This window comes from Mycobacterium sp. E735, assembly GCF_001666955.1.
In the GTDB taxonomy this organism is placed as follows: domain Bacteria; phylum Actinomycetota; class Actinomycetes; order Mycobacteriales; family Mycobacteriaceae; genus Mycobacterium.
Genome location: NZ_LZIX01000006.1, coordinates 1 through 18,585 on the forward strand (window position 1 = coordinate 1; position 18,585 = coordinate 18,585).

13 protein-coding genes are annotated in these 18,585 nt (G+C 69.6%); 7 read left to right on the plus strand and 6 right to left on the minus strand.

What is annotated here, in order from left to right; all coding sequences use genetic code 11:
• Positions 1–135: 135 nt before the first annotated feature.
• A complete protein-coding gene (locus tag A5704_RS00900) occupies positions 136–765 on the plus strand; it encodes an HU family DNA-binding protein (protein ID WP_067758352.1) in 630 nt (209 codons plus the stop codon).
• Positions 766–834: 69 nt separating this feature from the next.
• Here A5704_RS00900 and A5704_RS00905 read toward each other — a convergent pair whose 3' ends face one another.
• The 3 genes from A5704_RS00905 to cofC form a co-directional block, all read right to left on the minus strand.
• On the minus strand, positions 835–1,764 hold the full coding sequence (locus A5704_RS00905; protein WP_067886950.1) for an NUDIX hydrolase: 930 nt from the start codon (positions 1,762–1,764) through the stop codon (positions 835–837).
• An 86-nt stretch (positions 1,765–1,850) separates the two neighbouring features.
• Positions 1,851–4,043: an RNA degradosome polyphosphate kinase gene (locus A5704_RS00910; protein WP_067886953.1), complete on the minus strand. Its 2,193-nt coding sequence runs from the start codon at positions 4,041–4,043 to the stop codon at positions 1,851–1,853.
• Between the two features lie 88 nt (positions 4,044–4,131).
• Positions 4,132–4,785: a 2-phospho-L-lactate guanylyltransferase gene (cofC, locus tag A5704_RS00915; RefSeq protein ID WP_067784706.1), complete on the minus strand. Its 654-nt coding sequence runs from the start codon at positions 4,783–4,785 to the stop codon at positions 4,132–4,134.
• Between the two features lie 113 nt (positions 4,786–4,898).
• Between cofC and A5704_RS00920 the strand changes: the two genes are divergently transcribed.
• Together A5704_RS00920 and A5704_RS00925 are read left to right on the plus strand one after the other, a co-directional pair.
• Positions 4,899–5,918, plus strand: coding sequence for an NAD(P)H-dependent glycerol-3-phosphate dehydrogenase (locus A5704_RS00920; RefSeq protein ID WP_067886956.1), 1,020 nt, complete (start codon positions 4,899–4,901; stop codon positions 5,916–5,918).
• A gap of 70 nt (positions 5,919–5,988) precedes the next feature.
• On the plus strand, positions 5,989–7,101 hold the full coding sequence (locus A5704_RS00925; protein ID WP_067784709.1) for a D-alanine--D-alanine ligase family protein: 1,113 nt from the start codon (positions 5,989–5,991) through the stop codon (positions 7,099–7,101).
• Here A5704_RS00925 and A5704_RS00930 read toward each other — a convergent pair.
• Complete coding sequence (locus A5704_RS00930; RefSeq protein WP_067886959.1) at positions 7,098–7,670, minus strand: DUF3515 domain-containing protein; 573 nt, start codon at positions 7,668–7,670, stop codon at positions 7,098–7,100. The two genes, A5704_RS00925 and A5704_RS00930, sit on opposite strands and share 4 nt — an antisense overlap.
• Before the next feature lie 156 nt (positions 7,671–7,826).
• Here A5704_RS00930 and A5704_RS00935 point away from each other — a divergent pair, with 156 nt between their 5' ends.
• The 4 genes from A5704_RS00935 to A5704_RS00950 all read left to right on the plus strand — a co-directional run bounded on the left by A5704_RS00935 (position 7,827) and on the right by A5704_RS00950 (position 11,906).
• Complete coding sequence (locus A5704_RS00935) at positions 7,827–8,789, plus strand: thiamine-phosphate kinase (protein WP_067886962.1); 963 nt, start codon at positions 7,827–7,829, stop codon at positions 8,787–8,789.
• A 39-nt stretch (positions 8,790–8,828) separates the two neighbouring features.
• A complete protein-coding gene (locus A5704_RS00940) occupies positions 8,829–9,512 on the plus strand; it encodes a uracil-DNA glycosylase (protein ID WP_067784719.1) in 684 nt (227 codons plus the stop codon).
• 5 nt (positions 9,513–9,517) lie between these two features.
• Positions 9,518–10,444 (plus strand): NADP-dependent oxidoreductase, encoded by a 927-nt coding sequence (locus A5704_RS00945; RefSeq protein ID WP_067886990.1) that lies wholly within the window; start codon positions 9,518–9,520, stop codon positions 10,442–10,444.
• Between the two features lie 100 nt (positions 10,445–10,544).
• On the plus strand, positions 10,545–11,906 hold the full coding sequence (locus tag A5704_RS00950; RefSeq protein ID WP_067886964.1) for an HNH endonuclease signature motif containing protein: 1,362 nt from the start codon (positions 10,545–10,547) through the stop codon (positions 11,904–11,906).
• Positions 11,907–11,944: 38 nt separating this feature from the next.
• Here the strand turns inward: A5704_RS00950 and A5704_RS00955 are convergent, their stop codons facing one another.
• Together A5704_RS00955 and A5704_RS00960 are read right to left on the minus strand one after the other, a co-directional pair.
• Positions 11,945–14,629 (minus strand): circularly permuted type 2 ATP-grasp protein, encoded by a 2,685-nt coding sequence (locus tag A5704_RS00955; RefSeq protein ID WP_067886967.1) that lies wholly within the window; start codon positions 14,627–14,629, stop codon positions 11,945–11,947.
• Complete coding sequence (locus A5704_RS00960; RefSeq protein ID WP_067886970.1) at positions 14,629–17,961, minus strand: DUF2126 domain-containing protein; 3,333 nt, start codon at positions 17,959–17,961, stop codon at positions 14,629–14,631. The genes A5704_RS00955 and A5704_RS00960 overlap by 1 nt, the downstream gene beginning before the upstream one ends.
• Positions 17,962–18,585: the final 624 nt, after the last annotated feature.

An 18,585-nucleotide genomic window follows, 5' to 3' on the forward strand; every position in this document is an offset into this window, starting at 1 on the left:
GCGGCAACCGGATTGCGAAAACTTCCGATTGTCCGACCCTGAAATTGCGCGTGGCTCTTGGAAATTTGCTGGGTGAGGGTTTACCGTGTGCACTAGTCGGTTCAAACAGAGGACCACTAGCGTCGGAGGGATTGGATGAATAAGGCAGAGCTCATTGATGTGCTCACACAGAAATTGGACACCGACCGTCGGCAGGCAACCGCGGCTGTCGAGAACGTTGTGGACACCATTGTGCGTGCCGTGCACAAGGGTGACAGCGTCACCATCACTGGGTTCGGTGTGTTCGAGCAGCGGCGTCGCGCGGCCCGGGTGGCCCGCAACCCGCGTACCGGCGAGACGGTGAAAGTTAAGCCGACTTCCGTGCCGGCGTTCCGGCCCGGTGCTCAATTCAAAGCGGTTGTGTCTGGGGCACAGCGTCTCCCGTCGGAAGGACCTGCAGTGAAGCGTGGTGTAGTGGCAAGCGGTGCGGCCAAGAAGACGGCCGCCAAGAAGGCTCCGGCGAAGAAGGCGGCCGCCAAGAAGGCTCCCGCCAAGAAGGCCGCCGCCAAGAAGGCTCCCGCCAAGAAGGCTCCGGTCAAGAAGGCGGCGACCAAGGCCCCGGCCAAGAAGGCCGCAACCAAGGCCCCGGCCAAGAAGACCGCGGCGAAGAAGGTCGTGGCGAAGAAGGCTCCGGCCAAGAAGGCCGCAACCAAGGCTCCGGCCAAGAAGACCGCCGCAAAGAAGGCTCCCGCCAAGAAGGCCACCGCGCGTCGCGGTCGCCGCTGAGGCATCGGTCGAGTTCTAGACGCGAATACCCTTCGGGGCGCAGCGATGCACCCGAAGGGTATTCGCGTGTTATGCCCGCACGTTGGCGGCCAGGGCGCCGCCGATGTGGTCCGCCGACACCAGCCGGCCGCCCGCGAGCGAGAGCACCCAGGTGCTGCCCTTGTGGTTGCGTGACTTGTCCGGGCGTACCCCGTCGCGTTCGCACCACCACGCGATCAAATCCGGGATCACCTTGCCCTGGGTGCAAATGACCGGTGTGCCTTGCTGCTCCGCGATGGCGAGCATCCGGTGCCGGCCGCGTTTGGGGCTCTTGGCGTAGGACTCTTCGGTGAGGGTGGGCTCGTTGTGCACCGGCACACCCAGCTCCTCCGCGAGGGGCTCCACCGTCTGGTGGCAGCGCAGCCGGTCGGCCGCATAGACGTCGGTGGCGCCGAAGGCCAGCAGCTGCGGCACCAGCGCCTCGGCCTGCGCGCGGCCCCGTTTGTCCAGCGGCCGTTGGGTGTCGTCGCCCTTGAAGCGCGATTTACGGCCCGCCGTCCCGTGCCGGACCACCACCACCGTGTGCGTGTCCGCGGGATGTTTGGTGAAGTGGCGCAGCATCTTTCGGTCGTGAGAGTAGCTGATTTTCTTCAGCGCGTCGGAAATCGGTAGCCACACCAATTCGTCGACCTCGTTGCCGGGGGTGAAGTCACCGCCGGTGCTGCGCGCGGCCCAGTAGTAGACCTTCTTGACCCCGGCATCGATCGGGTAGCTCACCATGTCGAGCCGCCTGCCCAGGATGGAGTGGTGCCCCGTCTCCTCGCGTACCTCCCGCACCGCGGCGACGGGCGCCGTCTCGCCCGGGTCGACCTTGCCCTTGGGCAGCGACCAGTCGTCGTAGCGGGGGCGGTGGATCACCGCGATCTCGAGGCCGGGGTTGGTCGAATCGGTCGGCCGCCACAGCACGGCTCCGGCGGCATACACGATCCGGCTTCCCGAACGCGAGCTCTTGGTCGGCAACTCAACTCCTGCAGGTCAATTCGGTGCGGGGTCGCGCGCACGGTCGCGGTGCGGCCGGAGACAACCGTAAAGCACCACGCGGAGGGTTACGGACTGCGGTGCCGCTCCATCAACGACACTTGGTGATCGCGCACGGTGTGGCCCTCTTGCGGCGACGCGGTCCACTGCCCGTCGGGCCCCAGCTCCCAGCATCGAGTGGAGGGGTCGAGTGCGGACTCGAACAGGTCGTCCAGGTATGAGGTGAGCCTCGGATCCTTGACCTGAACCAACGCCTCGACGCGGCGGTCGAGGTTGCGGTGCATCATGTCGGCGCTGCCGATCCAGAACTCGTTGATGCGATTGAAATGCATGATGCGGGAATGTTCGAGGAAACGACCGAGGATCGAGCGGACCGCAATGTTCTCCGAGAACTCTTCGGCGCCGGGGCGCAGCGCGCAGATGCCGCGCACCACCACCTCCACCCGCACGTCCGCCATCGATGCGCGATACAGCGCGTCGATGACCTGTTCGTCGACGAGGGCATTCATCTTGAGCCGGATCCGGCCGCCGCCGTGCTCGCGGTGCGCGGCGATCTCGCGCTCCACACGGTCGATGATGCCGGTGCGAATGCCGTGCGGGGCGACCAGAAGGTTGCGGTAGGAGACCTTGCGCGAGTAGCCGGTCAGCGAATTGAAGAGGTCGGTCAGGTCGGCCCCGATTTCGGGAGACGCGGTCAGCAGCCCGACGTCCTCGTAGAGTCGCGCCGTCTTTCCGTTGTAGTTGCCGGTGCCGATGTGGCAGTAGCGCCGGATCGTCGAACCCTCGCGGCGGACCACGAGGCAGGTCTTGCAGTGCGTTTTGAGTCCGACGTATCCGTAGACGACGTGCACGCCCGCCTGCTCTAGCTCGCGCGCCCAGCGGATGTTGGCCTGCTCGTCGAAACGCGCCTTGATCTCCACGAGCGCCACCACTTGCTTGCCTGCCTCGGCGGCGTTGATAAGCGCTCGAACGATCGGCGAATCACCGCTTGTGCGGTACAGCGTCTGCTTGATCGCCAGCACATTCGGGTCGGCGGCCGCCTGTTCGATGAATCGCTGCACGCTGGTCGAGAACGACTCATACGGATGATGAAGCAGCACATCGCCTTCGCGCAGCGTCGCGAAAATGCTCCTCGGCGTCTCGCGGTCGACGAAGGCGGGGCTGGTGGCGGGGACGAAAGCCGGGTCTTTGAGCGCCGGCCGGTCGATGCTGTAGACCTGCCACAACGACGACAGGTCCAGCAGGCCTGGCACTTCGATGACGTCGCCGGGGTTCACGTCCAGTTCGCGCAGCAGCAATTCCAGCATGCTCTCGGTCATGTCGTTGGCGACCTCGAGTCGCACCGGTGACCCGAACCGCCTGCGCGCCAACTCCCGCTCCAGCGCCTGCAGGAGGTCTTCGTCGCGGTCCTCTTCGACCTCGTAGTCAGCGTTGCGGGTGATGCGGAACGCGTGGTGCTGGACGATCTCCATGCCCGGGAACAACACCGGCAGGAAGGCCGCGATCAACTCTTCCATTGGCAGATAGCGGATTATGGCGGGACCCTCGCCGTCGTCCGGATGTCCGGGGCCGCGCAGTTCGACGAAGCGATCCACGTTGTTGGGCACCTTCACCCGCGCGAAATGCTGGCCGCCCTCCTCGGGTTGGCGCACCATGACCGCCAGGTTCAGGCTCAACCCACTGACGAAGGGGAACGGGTGCGCGGGATCGACCGCGAGGGGGGTCAGGACGGGGAAGACTTGTTCGTGGAAATAGGTCGACAGTTCGTCGCGCTCACCCTGATCCAAATCGGCCCACGTGACTATATGTATGCCTTCCTCGGCGAGCGCCGGTCGCACCGAATCGAGGAAGACCCGCGCGTGCCGGGTCGCGATCCGTTGCGTCTGCTCACCGATGAGGGTCAGTTGCTCGCGCGGGGTCAGTCCGTCGGCGGACCGAACCGACAGACCCATCTCGTCGCGGCGCTTGAGGCCGGCGACGCGGACCATGTAGAACTCGTCGAGGTTGGACGCGAAGATGGCCAGGAACTTGGCCCGTTCCAACAACGGCAACGAGTTGTCGTCGGCCAGGGCCAGCACGCGGGCATTGAAGTCGAGCCAGCTCAGCTCGCGGTTGAGGTAGCGGTCCTCCGGCAGGTCGGTGAGGGCGGACGGCGTCGCGGCGGGCGGCGCTGCCACGGCCGAGTCGCCTTGATGCCACAAGTTCTGGTCGGGGCGTGCCTCAGCTTCGGTTTCAGTCACCCTGCGATCATCGCCTATCACTCGCCGATGCTGCTAGCGCTCGACGGACATCCATTCGCCGTTGGGACGACGTTCACCGCGAGGACAGGTTCGCCGGTCCGCGCCGATGTCACTGATGGGCGAGGGCGCGCGCGGTCGCGGCGCCCACCCCGAGGCGGCGCGCGGCGGCGAGATCGTCGGGAGTGTCGACGTCGCAACGCAGCCCCGGCCATGCGCCGGTCAGTTCGATCGCACCCGAACGTCGATGCCGCGCCGACGAATCGGCGCCGAACTGCGGATCGAGCGGGGCGCCGAACGCGAACAAGGCGGCGGTTCCCGTCGCCAGCCGGTCGGCGACGAAGCTGCGGCGGTGCTGCCGCGCGGCGGCGATCGCCTCGGCCAGCTCCTGTGTCTGCAGCGCGGGTAAATCGCCTTGCAGCACAACGATATTCGGGAAGAATCCGCCCACGGCCCGTTCCGCGGTGGCGATGGCGTTGTTCAGCGGGTCGCCGTGCCCGTCGGGCGTCGGGTCGGCCAGCACCTCGGCCCCCAGCTCCGTGGCCGCCGCGGCCGCGGCGTCATCGGGCGTGACGACGGTGATCGAGCCCAACGCATCAACGCGTCCCGCCGCGGTCAGGGTGTCGATCAGCATGGCGAGCACCACGCCCTCCCTGGTGCGTGCCGAAAAAACGGGGGCCAGCCTGGTCTTGGCCGCGGCCAACCGCTTGACGGCGACGATCAGGGCGACGTCCTTGCCCGCTTCGTCGGCTCGTGTGCCGCTCATGAGATCTCATCCTGCCAGCGACCGCCGACGGCGGACGCGCTAGCTCGCGTGAGCTCCGCTGATCTAGGGTGTAGCGGCTGCAACTCGCTTGGGAAGACAGACGGGGGTGGTGGATGACCGGCTCGCAGGGCGCCGTCGCGGTGATGGGTGCCGGGGCGTGGGGCACGGCGCTGGCCAAGGTGCTCGTCGAGGCCGCGGAGCCGGAATCCGACGTCACGCTGTGGGCGCGCCGGTCCGACATCGCCGACCAGATCAACACCACCCGGTCCAATCCCGACTATCTGCCCGGCGCAACGCTGCCGCCGGGCATCCGTGCGACCACCGACGCGGCGGAGGCGCTGGCCGGCGCCACGACGGTGCTGTTGGGCGTGCCCGCGCAGACGATGCGTGCCAACCTGGAAGGGTGGGCACCGCTGGTGCCCGACGGCGCCACCCTGGTCAGCCTGGCCAAGGGCATCGAGCTGGGCACCCTGATGCGGATGAGTCAGGTCATCGTGTCGGTGACGGGGGTGGACCCGGCTCAGGTCGCGGTGGTTTCGGGGCCGAACCTGGCCAGCGAGATCGCCGAATGCCAGCCCGCCGCCACGGTCGTCGCGTGCAGCGACTCCGGTCGCGCCGTCGCGCTGCAGCGCATGCTCAACACCGGGTACTTCCGCCCCTACACCAATAGTGATGTCGTCGGCACCGAGATCGGCGGGGCGTGCAAGAACGTCATCGCGCTCGCGTGCGGCATGGCGGCCGGCGTCGGGCTCGGGGAGAACACCGCGGCGGCGATCATCACCCGCGGCCTGGCCGAGATCATCCGGTTGGGGATAGCGCTCGGCGCCAAGGGCGCCACGCTGGCCGGCCTGGCCGGGGTCGGCGACCTGGTGGCGACGTGCACGTCGCCGCAGTCGCGGAATCGGTCCTTCGGCGAACGCCTGGGCCGCGGCGGCACCATGGAGTCGGCCATGCAGGCCGGCGGCGGCCACGTCGTCGAGGGCGTGACGTCGTGCGAGTCGGTGCTGGCGCTCGCGTCGAGTTACGACGTCGAGATGCCGCTCACCGACGCCGTGCACCGGGTCTGCCACAAGGGCCTGTCGGTGGACGAGGCGATGGCACTGTTGCTCGGCCGCCGGACCAAGCCCGAGTGACCGCCATCGAAACCGCAGCCAGCGGCGTCGCCCGGCCCGAGCGCCGCGCAACCGGTAGCCTCTTTAGGTTGTGAGTGCCAGCGGGAATCGCGTGCGCGTCGCCGTCGTCTTCGGCGGGCGCAGCAACGAGCACGCCATCTCGTGCGTGTCCGCGGGCAGCATTCTGCGCAACCTCGATCCCGAGCGGTTCGAAGTGCTGGCGATCGGCATCACCCCGGAGGGATCGTGGGTGCTCACCGACGGCGACCCGGACGCGCTGGCCATCAGCAACCGGGAGCTGCCCGAGGTGACCGCGCAGTCGGGCACCGAACTGGCCCTGCCGGCCGATCCGCGCCGCGGCGGCCAACTGGTCGCCCTTTCGCCGGGGGCCGGCGAGGTCCTGGCGTCCGTCGACGTGGTGTTCCCGGTGCTGCACGGCCCGTACGGGGAGGACGGCACTCTGCAGGGCCTGCTGGAACTGGCCGGGGTGCCCTATGTCGGGGCCGGCGTGCTGGCCAGCGCGGCGGGCATGGACAAGGAGTTCACCAAGAAGCTGTTCGCTGCCGAGGGGTTGCCGGTCGGCGCGTACGCGGTTCTGCGCCCGTCGCGGTCGACGCTGCAGCCCGAGGAGCGCGAGCGGCTGGGTCTGCCGGTCTTCGTCAAACCCGCGCGGGGCGGCTCGTCGATCGGGGTCACCCGGGTGGCCAGCTGGGACGACCTGCCGGCCGCCGTGGCGGCCGCGCGCCGGCACGATCCGAAGGTGATCGTTGAGGCGGCGATCACCGGCCGCGAGCTGGAGTGCGGCGTGCTCGAAATGCCCGACGGCACAATCGAAGCCAGCACGGTGGGCGAGATCCGTGTGGCAGGAGTGCGGGGACGTGAGGATTCGTTCTACGACTTCGCCACGAAATATCTCGACGATGCAGCCGAATTGGATGTGCCGGCTAAGGTGGACGACGACATCGCTGATGCCATCAGGGATTTGGCGGTCCGGGCATTCAAGGCCATTGACTGCCAGGGCCTGGCCCGGGTCGATTTCTTCCTCACCGATGACGGACCGGTGCTCAACGAAATCAATACGATGCCCGGGTTCACCACGATCTCGATGTACCCGAGGATGTGGGCGGCCAGCGGCGTGGACTATCCCACCCTGCTGGCGACCATGGTCGAGACGGCGTTGGCCCGCGGGGTGGGTTTGCGCTAACCGGCGGCCGCCGGGTTGATGGGCACCGCCGCGATGGTGCGGTCGATCAGTTCCGAGAGCTGCTGGATCGGCGTCGGGCCCGACCCCGACGGCAGCGTGAGCGCGACATACACCGGCCGATCCACCGTGTACCAGGTCGACCTGCCCGCGTCACCGGCGGACTGCTGTTCGGGATGCACCTCGAACCACTGCACCCGGTCGACGACCTGGATCGGAGAGCCCACCACGAACTCGGCGGGGCGGTCGAGCCCGCAGCGCAGCACCAGGGGCTCGCTGTCCGGTCCGGCCCGCCACGCGGTGGCGCCCTGGGGCGCAGGCTGTGCGACGGGCGCGCGTTGATAGTCGCCGAGCCGCTGAGGCAGCGCCCCGGCCAGCGCCCGGCATGCGGGGCTGTCGGCCTGGGGCGCCGGGGCCGCGGGGACGGCGACCGGTTGCGGCGGCGCCTGGCGGTTGGCCGCGATCACCAGGATCACCCCGATCGCGACGACGGCCACGGCGACCGCGGCGATGATCAGCGCGGGCGGCGGCCCCTCGTCGACGGCGGGGCGGGTATCGGGGTCGGTCGTCACCGCCCGCGCACCTCCTATCTCGGGCCGCGAGCGGTCCGCATCGGGACAGGGCTCTAAACTGGCGCGGGCCGCTCGCGCGGGCAGTAACCCAACTTACCGCAGGTCGGCGGCTCCGATAGTGGCCCGGACAGGGCGGGACGCGCCGGAGGAGGTGGCGTGGGCGACGACGGATCGAATTCCACACTGCAGCAGCTCGGTGAGTTCGCGGTGATCGACCGATTGGTGCGCGGTCGCCGGCAGCCGGCCGCGGTGGTGGTCGGGCCGGGCGACGACGCGGCGGTGATCCAAGCCAGGGACGGCCGCACCGCGGTGTCGACCGACATGCTGGTGCAAGACCGGCACTTTCGGCTGGACTGGTCGAGTCCGCACGACGTCGGCCGCAAAGCCATTGCCCAGAACGCCGCGGACATCGAGGCGATGGGCGCGCGGTCCACGGCCTTCGTCGTCGCCTTCGGCGCCCCCGGCGACACACCGACCGCCGCCGTCGACGGGCTGGTCGGCGGGATGTGGGACGAGGCGCACCGCATCGGCGCGGGCATCGCCGGCGGCGATCTCGTCAGCTGCCCACAGTGGGTGGTCTCCGTGACGGTGCTGGGCGATCTGGACGGGCGCGCTCCGGTGCTGCGGTCCGGCGCCAAGGCGGGATCGGTGATCGCGGTCGCCGGCGAGCTGGGCCGCTCGGCGGCCGGCCTCGCGTTGTTCGGCAAGGGTATTGAAGGTTTCGACTCGCTGCGCCGCCGGCATCTGGTGCCCCAGCCGCCCTACGGTCAGGGCGTCGCGGCGGCGGCCGGGGGAGCGCAGGCGATGATCGACGTCTCCGACGGCCTGGTCGCCGACCTCAGGCACGTCGCCGAGGCGTCGGAGGTGGCGATGGATCTGTCGACCGCTGCGCTGGCCGCGGACCACGACGCGCTGACCGCGGCCGGCAACGCGGTGGGGGCCGACCCGTGGTCGTGGGTGCTGGGCGGCGGCGAAGACCACGCCCTGGTGGCCTGTTTCGCCGGCCCGGCGCCGGCCGGGTGGCGAATCATCGGGCGGGTCCTCGAGGGCAAGGCCGACGTGCTCGTCGACGGACAGGCGTGGACCGGCTATGCGGGCTGGCAGTCATATGACGGTTAGGGTGGCGCGGTGAGCATCGATGCTACGAAAGGACCGGCGATGACGGCGCGGCCGTTGACTGAACTCGTCGAGCGGGGCTGGGCCGCCGCGCTGGAGCCGGTGGCGGATCGGGTGGCCGCCATGGGCCAGTTCCTGCGGGCCGAGATCGCCGCCGGGCGCAAGTACCTGCCGGCCGGCCAGAACGTGCTGCGCGCCTTCACCTTTCCGTTCGACGACGTCCGGGTGCTGATCGTCGGGCAAGACCCGTACCCAACGCCGGGACATGCAGTGGGACTGAGCTTTTCGGTTGCCCCCGACGTGCGTCCGCTGCCGCGCAGCCTGGCCAACATCTTCGACGAATACTCCGCCGACCTCGGCCATCCGCAGCCCTCGTGCGGTGACCTGACACCGTGGGCCCAGCGCGGGGTGATGCTGCTGAACAGGGTGCTCACCGTGCGGCCGAGCAATCCAGCCTCGCACCGGGGCAAGGGCTGGGAAGCGGTGACCGAGTGCGCGATCCGCGCGCTCGCGGCGCGTTCGCAGCCATTGGTGGCGATCCTCTGGGGCCGCGACGCGTCCACACTGAAACCGATTCTGGCCGAAGGCAATTGCGTGGCCATCGAGTCCCCGCATCCGTCGCCGCTGTCCGCCTCTCGGGGGTTCTTCGGGTCGCGTCCGTTCAGCCGCGCCAACGAACTGCTGACGGGTATGGGCGCCGACCCCATCGATTGGCGGCTGCCGTGACCGAGATGACCGCATTGCGGGCCCACCACCGGGGCGGCCCGGAACAACTCGTGGTCGAGCGGGCGCCCGTACCGGTTCCTGCCGCAGGTGAAGTTCTGGTGAGCGTCCACGCCGCGGCCATCACGTTCGACGAGCTGACCTGGGACGAGACCTGGACCCGAGACGGTGTGAGCCGCACACCGGTGATCCCGTCGCACGAAGTCTCGGGCGTCGTTCGCGAGGTGGCCGCGGGTGTGGCGGATTTCGCGCCCGGCGACGAGGTGTACGGCCTGGTCCCGTTCGACCGCGACGGCGCCGCGGCCGAATTCGTCTGCGTGCCCGGGGCCGATCTGGCCGCCAAGCCGTCGTCGGTGTCGCACGTCGTCGCGGCCGCGCTGCCGCTGGCCGGCCTGACCGCCCTGCAGGCGTTGGTCGATCACGCGAACGTGCGGGCCGGCGAGGACGTGCTGGTGCATGGCGGCGCGGGCGGGGTGGGCGCCTTGACCGTTCAGCTGGCCGTGATGCTGGGCGCGCGTGTCACCGCGACCGTGCGCAGCGACGCCGGCGAACTCGTCCGCGGGTATGGCGCCGCCCGGGTGATCGACGTCCGCACCGAGACATTCGACGACGCCGCCTACGACGTCGTGATCGACACCGTCGGCGGTGAGACGTTGGACCGGTCGTTTCCCGTGCTGCGCCCTGGTGGTCGGCTGGTCACTCTGTCGGCGCCGCCGCCGGCGGGCAGGGCCGACGAATACGGCGTCACGGCAACCTTTTTCATCGTCACGCCGGACCGCGACCAGCTGAGGAAGCTCGCCGCGTTGGTCGACGGTGGACGGTTGCGCGTCGACATCGCGGAGACCTTCCCGCTCGAGCGGGGCCGCGAGGCGTTCGAAAGCGGCCGGCGCCCGGGCCATCGCCCCGGCAAGACGGTCATCGTCGTCGGCGACTAGGGCGTTTCGGCGCGATTGCTTTGTAATCCCTTGTGCCACTTTGGTTTCTTTAGTCACAGAGCGGGCTTTTTTGTCGGTGGGGGTTTCTAGAGTTTGAGGTATGGAGGCCAGTCGTGAGGAGATCGTCGACGCTATCGACGCGCTCGACGGCGACGCGGACCGCCTGTGCGCCATGTCTTTTGACGTGCTCACCACCCCGGAACGGTTGCGGGCTTTGGAGCGGGTGGAAAGCGTCGCCCGCCGGCTGCGTACACCCCAGCACGCGTTGATCAACCAGCTCGACGCGCAGGCCAGCCCCGAAGAGGTGGGTGGCTCGCTGCGCATGGGGTTGGCCGACCGGTTGCGCATCACCAAGGCCGAGGCCGCCCGGCGCATCGCCGAAGCCGCCGACCTCGGCGAGCGCCGGGGGCTGACCGGTGAACGGCTGGCACCCAAGCTGACTGCGACCGCGGCCGGCCAGCGCGCCGGGCTCATCGGCGAGGGCCACATCAACGTGATCCGCGGCTTCTTGGCCCACCTGCCGGATGCCATCGACGCGTTGACCCGCCAAGCCGCCGAGGCTGACTTGGCCGCCAAGGCCGCCGGGTATCGGCCCGACGAGCTAGCCAAATACGCCCAGCGGCTGAGGGAGTGGCTGCACCCCGACGGGGAGTTCAGTGATGCCGAGCGGGCCCGCAAGCGCGGGATCGCCCTGGGCGCTCAGGACTTCGACGGCATGTCGCGCCTCAGCGGGCTGGTCACCCCGGAGTTGCGGGCCGCCATCGAGGCCATGCTGGCCAAGCTGGCCGCGCCTGGGGTGTGCAACCCCGACGACGAAATCCCGGTGGTCGACGCGACGCCCGATCAGGACGCGGTGCGCCGCGACACCCGCAGCACGGCGCAACGCCACCACGACGCCTTCCTGGCCGGGCTGCGCGGACTCTTAGCATCGGGGGACTTGGGCTCCCATAACGGGCTGCCGGTGTCGATCGTGGTGAGCACCACGTTGCAGGAGTTGGAGGCCGCGGCCGGTAAGGCCCTGACGGCCGGCGGCACGCTGGTGCCCATGTCCGATGTGATCCGCTGGGCCGGCCACGCCCACCACTATCTGGCGATCTTCGACAACGGGCGGCCCCTGGCGCTGCACCACACCAAACGGCTGGCTTCCCCGGCGCAGCGAATCATGCTCTACGCCAAGGATCGCGGATGTACCAGGCCGGGCTGTGACGCCCCGGCCTACCATAGCCAGGTCCATCACGTCCGAGGCTGGCAAAACACCCGGCGCACCGACATCGACGACCTCACGCTGGCCTGCGGGCCCGACAACCGCCTCGCCGAACAAGGCTGGACCACCCGCACCAACGCCCGCGGCGAAACCGAATGGATCCCCCCACCCCACCTCGACCACGGGCAACCCCGCACCAACACCTACCACCACCCCGAACGCTTCCTCCGCGACACCGACGACGACGACCCCGTTTGACGTCAGGAGGGATCTTGAATGCGGCGACCCGCTTCGCCTTAGGCTGGCATCACCCGGCGTACGTCGGGGCCCCACAGCGGCTGCACGGCGGGCAGCGCCAGCTGCGTGGTGGTGATGACCTCGGCCAGCTCGCGCAACTGCGTGTGCACCGAATCGAGTAGCTCGGCCAGCTCCGTGCGCAGCCCGTCCTCGCCGAACTCTTCCAGCTCGGCGGGATGCGAGCGGCGCAACAGGGTGCCGATCTCGTCCACCAGCCGCTCCGGCCGCGACGATCCCGATGCACCCGGCAGGTCTTTGAGGTTGGCCCGCAGCCGCTCGACCTGGTACAGCAACGAGCGCGGGTTCTGCGCGTCGAACAGCATCAGCTCGGCCACGGCGGCGACGCTCACCTTGCCCACGGTGCGGCGTCGGTAGATCACCGAGGACTCGCACGCCACCAGCGTCGCCTCGATGATCGTCTGCTCGGCGATGGCGCCGCGGACGGCGGTCAGCGTCGCCCGCAGCAGCGCGGTCAGCCACAGGCCGCGTTCGATGCGCTTGCCGATGTCCATCATCGACCAGCCCACGTCGCGCACCATCGACTCACCGGCCACACCCGCAAGGGTCAGCATCCCGGCCAGCGTCTGCGCCTGAGCCGACGCGAGGAGCGCGTCGGCTTCGGCGAGCGAGTCCGGCGGCTCGCGACGCTGCGCCAGCGCTCGTTCCACCCCGGCCAGGACCATCCAGGTGTCGTTCGACATCTGGTCTCGCACCGCCCTGGCGGCCAGCGCCAGACCTTCCACCGACTGCACCAGGGACCCGGGGCGATCGGGGTCCACGGTCAACGACCACAACGTCGAGGGCGCGACTGCGATCATTTCGGCTGCGTCCCTGGCACTCTCGTCGGTCCAGTCGTCGGCGCTCGTGTCGGTCCCGGTGATCAGGCCCAGCGCGGCCATCAGCACCGGCACACACGCGCTCTCCTCGGTGTGCTGCTGATGCCGGTACACGTGGAACCTGTCGCGGGCGACCAGCAGCAGCCGCGCCATGTTCTCCGCGCGCTCGCCGTAGCGGCCGATCCAGAACAGGTCGGACAGCACGCGCGGCGAGCTGACGCCCCAGGTACCGGCCGCGGACTTCGCCGGTGGCGGCGGGGACGGCAGACTCACCGCCTCGGCCCGCGCACGCTCCGTCGGGCGGACCCAGACATCCTTAGCGGCAACGGTTTCCAGCGTGTACGCGGCGGGACCGGGTGCCAGCACGTAGCCGACCCCGCCAATCATGGGGGCGTACCCGCTGCGCTGGGCGACGTTGAACAACCGGATCCCGACGCCGGCCGACGACAACACCCCGGCGTGGTCGGTGGGCGCCGACGAGAACTGTGGCAGCTCCTGGCCGATCCACTGCCACGGCATCTTCTCGATCCGGCCGGCCAGTTGTGTCAGCTGATACGACGAAAGCGTCGGCCCGACAAGGGCTTTCCCGCCGACGGTAGACTTCACCAAAAGTGACGACAGGTTCGCCAGCAGGTGCGAGCGTTCGCTGGCGATGCCGCCCCAATAGACCGGCGCGGTGTGCAGCAGCGGGGCCTCGGACAGCAGGCGCTCGGACAGCTGGGGCAGAAACCGCAGCAGCCCGGGGTTTTCCAGGATGCCGCTGCCAAACGTGTTGACCACGGTCACCGTCCCGCGGTGGCACGCCTCCACCAGACCGGCCACCCCGAGCCGGGAGTCGGCGCGCAGATCCAGCGGGTCGGCGTAATCGGCGTCCACCCGACGCAGGACGACGTCGACCCGTTTCAAGGTGCCCAGCGAGCGCATCCACAATTTGCCGTCGCGCACCACCAGGTCCGCGCTCTCCACCAACGGGAAACCCAGGAGCGTGGCCAGATACGCCTGATCGAAGGCGGTTTCGGAAAAGATACCCGGGCTGAGCACCACCACCACGGGATCCTGGGCAACGTCGGGCGCGGCATCGATCAGCGCCAGCCGCAAGGCCTGGGCGAACGGCGTCGTCGGTCGCGGTGCGATCCGCTCGTAGAGGTCGGGAACCGAGTGCGCGACGACGCGCCGGTCGGCCAGCGCGTAGCCGGCGCCGGACGGTGCCTGCGTCCAGTCGGCGTTGACCTGAAAGGCTCCGTCCGGCAGCCGGCTGACGTCACAGGCGTGCAGGAAAAGCTGGTGATGCCCGGGTATTTCGATGCCGTTGGCGGCCCGCACGTAACCCGGATGGGCGAACAGCAGCTCCGGCGGCAGCACGCCCTCGGTGAGCAGGCTGCGCGATCCGTACAGGTCGGCGAGCACGGCGTCGAGCAGGCGGGACCGCTGCACCAGACCGGCCTCCAGCAACTCCCATTCCGCGGCGGACAGCACGATCGGCAGCGTGTCGAGGATCCACGGCCGAGGCTCCAGGCCGTGCCCGCCGGGTTCGACGTCGGTGTAAGTGATGCCGTCGCTGTCGATCAGGCTGCGCACCACCGACCGCAGCCGGTCCAGCCCCGCCCGGCCGCGCTCGGCGATGGTGTCGGCCAGCTCCGCCCAGGCCGGTCGGACATTCCCGTCCTGATCGACGAATTCGTCGTAACCGGCGGCGGGGCCGTGCCGCAGATCGAACAGCGCCTCCTGGGCGCGTGCGGCGCGATACCCGGCAAGCAGGCGGTCCGCGTCTTCGTAGCGGTCCTCGTGACGCCCGCCAGCGGCCGCCGGGGGTGCACCGGTGCCGAATGTCATGTCCGCAAACGCCATTACTGCTGAACGGTACGCACGCGGCGCAGGTCTAGGATGCCCGGCGCGCCGATGTCGGTGAAGATGCGTGCCTGCTTTTCCCGGATGTCCGACAAGTCGAGCTTGCCGGGGGTGAAGCCGGTGGCCTCGAACCGGCGGGCGCGGCGCGCCTCGGCCTCGACGGCGTTGACGGGCGGTTCGTCGTAGGCCCGCCCGCCGGGGTGCGCGACGTGATAGGTGCACCCGCCGCGCGACGTGCCCGTCGTCAGGTCGATCAACTCGAACTGCAGCGGGACGTCGGTGCTGATCGTCGGGTGCAGCGCGCTGGGCGGCTGCCACGCCTTGAACCGGACCCCGCCTACGTGGATGTCGGGGTTGTCGGTGGCCAGCAGCGGCACCGGGTAGCCGTTGACCGTCACCACGTAACGGTGGCGGTCCGCGCCGATGATCCGGATCTGGATGCGCTCGACCGACGAGTCGACGTAGCGGGCGGTGCCGCTGGCCGTGGCCTCCTCGCCGAGGGTGTTCCACGGTTCGATCGCCCCGCGCAACTCGATCTCGACGCCGTCGAACACCGCGGTGCCGATGCGCGGGAAGCGGAACTCGGTGAACGGGTCCAGCCAGCTGGTCTCGAACGCGATGCCGTGCGCGCGCAGGTCGGCGGCGACATCGGCGATGTCGTGAATCAGGAAGTGCGGCAACAGGTATCGCCCGTGTAGGTTGGCGCCGTGGCGGATCAGCGGGGCGCGCAGCGGCTCGTCCCAGAACCACGCCACCAGCGAGCGCACCAGCAGCGATTGCACCATCGCCATGCGCAGATGCGGGGGCATCTCGAACCCGCGCAACTCCAGCAGGCCGAGCCGGCCGCGGGGGCTGTCGGGGCTGTAGAGCTTGTCGATGCAGAATTCGGCGCGGTGGGTGTTGCCGGTGATATCGGTCAGCAGGTGGCGCAACGCGCGGTCGATCACCCAGGGCCGGGGGGCGTTGCCCCCGAAAGGTCCGGAGAGCCGGGTGATTTCGGCGAACGCGATCTCGAGCTCGTAGAGGGCCTCGGCGCGGCCCTCGTCGACGCGGGGTGCCTGTGAGGTGGTGCCGACGAACCGGCCGGCGAACAGATAGGACAGCGACGGGTGTCGTTGCCAGTACGTCAGCAGCGAGACCAACAGGTCCGGGCGCCGCAGCAGGGGCGAGTCCGCGGGGGTGACGCCGCCCAGCGTGATGTGGTTGCCGCCGCCGGTGCCGCCGTGGGTGCCGTCGACGTCGAAGGACTCGGTGGACAGCCGGGCCAATCGCGCTTGCTCGTAGAGGGTTTCGAGCTGCTGGCTCTGTTCGGCGAAGCTGGCGGTGGGCGCGACGTTGACCTCGATGACGCCGGGGTCCGGGGTGATCGTGGTCGACCTCAGCCGGGGGTCCGGCGGGGGATCGTAGCCCTCGATCACGACCGGGCAGTCAGCCTTGGCCGCGGCGGCCTCGACGCGGGCGATGAGGTCGACGAAGTGTTCCAGTGCCTCGGTGGGCGGCATGAAGAGGTAGAGCAGCCCGTCGCGCACCTCGGCGACCATCGCGGTGGGCGGGGCGGTGTCGGAGTCGTCCACCACCGCCTGGTCCGATTCCGTCGTCAGCGCATCGCCGGCGGCGTGGGGATCGGCGTCGAACGACGGGCGCGGCGGTCGCCAGCTGATCGCGTCCAGGGGCAGGCGCAGACCCGCCGGAGAATCGCCGTGCAGCAGCACGATTCGGCCCCGGCGCAGCCGCCAGTCCGCGCTGGCCCACCCGGCGCCGTCGTCGCGGCGGTGCAGCGGCAGCACGAAAGCCGCCGGGGCCGTTACGGATTCGTCGAGGCGGGCCAGCAGCGCCGCGCGACCGGCGGGGGTGTCCTCCTCGAGGTCGTCGGCCGGGTCCACCGGGTCGCCCTCCGGTTGCCGGACCTTATCCGCCAGCCGGTGCAGCGGGTCCTCGTAGGCGGGCCGCACCTGCGAAAGTGGCAGCCCCAGCCCGTTGGCGAGGCCGGCGAGCACTTGGCGGGCGGCCTCGCCGTCGACTGCTTCCGGCCGGTCCCCCCACGGGTCGGCCAACAGCGCGCCGTCGTTCCACAGCGGCCGCCCGTCGGTGCGCCAGTAGAGCGCAATCTGCCAGCGCGGCAACGGTTCGCCCGGATACCAACGGCCCTGCCCGCGCTGGATCAACCCGTTCGGCGCCCACACCTCCTTGAGGCGCGCGGCCAGGTCGGAGGCGCGCTGCCGCTTGTGCGGCCCGTCGGCGGCGGTGGTCCACTCCTTAGCGACCTGATTGTCCACCGAGACGAAGGTCGGCTCACCGCCGATGGTCAGCCGCACGTCGGCGGCGGCCAGCCGTTCGTCCACGCGCCGGCCGACGTCGCAGATCGTCTGCCACGCCTCGTCGGTGTAGGGCAGCGTGACGCGGGGGTCCTCGTGGATGCGGGTGACGGTGTTGGAGAACTCCAGCACCGATTCGCAGGGCTCGGTGCCGCCGCTGATGGGTGCCGCGGACGCCGGGTGCGGCGTGGCGGCCAGCGGGATGTGGCCCTCGCCGGCGAACAGCCCCGACGTCGGGTCCAGCCCGATCCAGCCCGCACCCGGGATGTACACCTCGGTCCAGGCGTGCAGGTCGGTGAAGTCGGCGGCGGGGCCCGACGGCCCGTCGAGCGCCTCCACGTCCGAGGCGAGCTGCACCAGATATCCCGACACGAAGCGGGCGGCCAGGCCGAGCTGGCGCAGGATCGACACCAGCAGCCACGCGGAGTCGCGGCACGAGCCCACCCCGGTGCGCAGCGTGTAATCCGGTGTCTGGACACCGGGTTCCATCCGCAGGCTGTAGGCGACGTCGGCGTTGACCGCGTGGTTGAGCGCGACCAGCAAGTCGATGGTGCGCGTGCCGTCGTCCACCGAGAAGTTCTCCACCCACGCCCGCGTGAGCTCACCCGGCCCCGATCCCTCGCCCGCTTCGTCGACGGGGCGCAGGTAGGGCTCCAGGTCGTCGGCCAGATCCTTGGGATAGGTCAGCCCGGCCCGTCCGGTGGAGGGGGCCCAGGTCTCGGCCCAGTCCTCGATGAAGAAGTCGAACGGGTTGATCACCTTGAGGTCGGCGATGAGTCCCACCGTGATGGTCAGCCGGCGCATCGGATTCGGAAAAACAAGGCGCGCAAGGAAATTGCCTACCACGTCCTGCTGCCAGTTGATGAAGTGCTCTTCCGGCTCGATGCGCAGCGAGTAGGCCTCGAGGGGCGTGCGGCAATGGGGCGCCGGTCGCAGCCGAACGACGTGCGGGAACACCCGGACCGGCCGGTCAAAGGTGTAGCTGGTGCGGTGCTCCAGCGCGACTTTGATGCTCATAACAAGGTGATTGCATCACAAGCGCCACAAGGCCGCAGCGCACCACAGCCGCGGCTAACAGCGCCGTAACTTCGGGCGTGGCTTTGAGGTCAGACCTGCTGCGGCCCGGACGGTGGGCCCGGCTGGTAGCCCGACTGCGGCACGGGAACAACCTGGCCGCCGGTCAGCTTGCGGTAGGCGTAGGTCAGGATCAGCGCGTCGAGCGGCGCCGTCACCAGCAGGCCGACCCCGCACGCCAGCGCCCCGGCGAAGATCAGGGCCATCACCACCAGCCACACCAGCAGCGCGTTGGCGAAATTCGACCCCACCAGCGAGAAGCTGGAGGTGAAGCCCTTGATCGCCGACTCCGAACGATCGACGACGAACAGGATGGTGAACTGCACGAACAGGCTCAGCACCAGGCCCGGAACGAAGCACAACGAGTAGCCGATCGAGGTGAGGACACCGACGATCAGCGCGGCCAGGAATGCCATCCCCAGGTTGCGGGGCCTGAAGAACGACGCGATGGTCACCGGCCGCCCGTCGGCGATGTCCAGGCAGCCGGACAGGAAGCCGGCCTGGGCGAACGCGGTGACCAGGTAGGTCAGCAGGGTGCCGATGATGAAGACGACCAGGGCGGCGCCG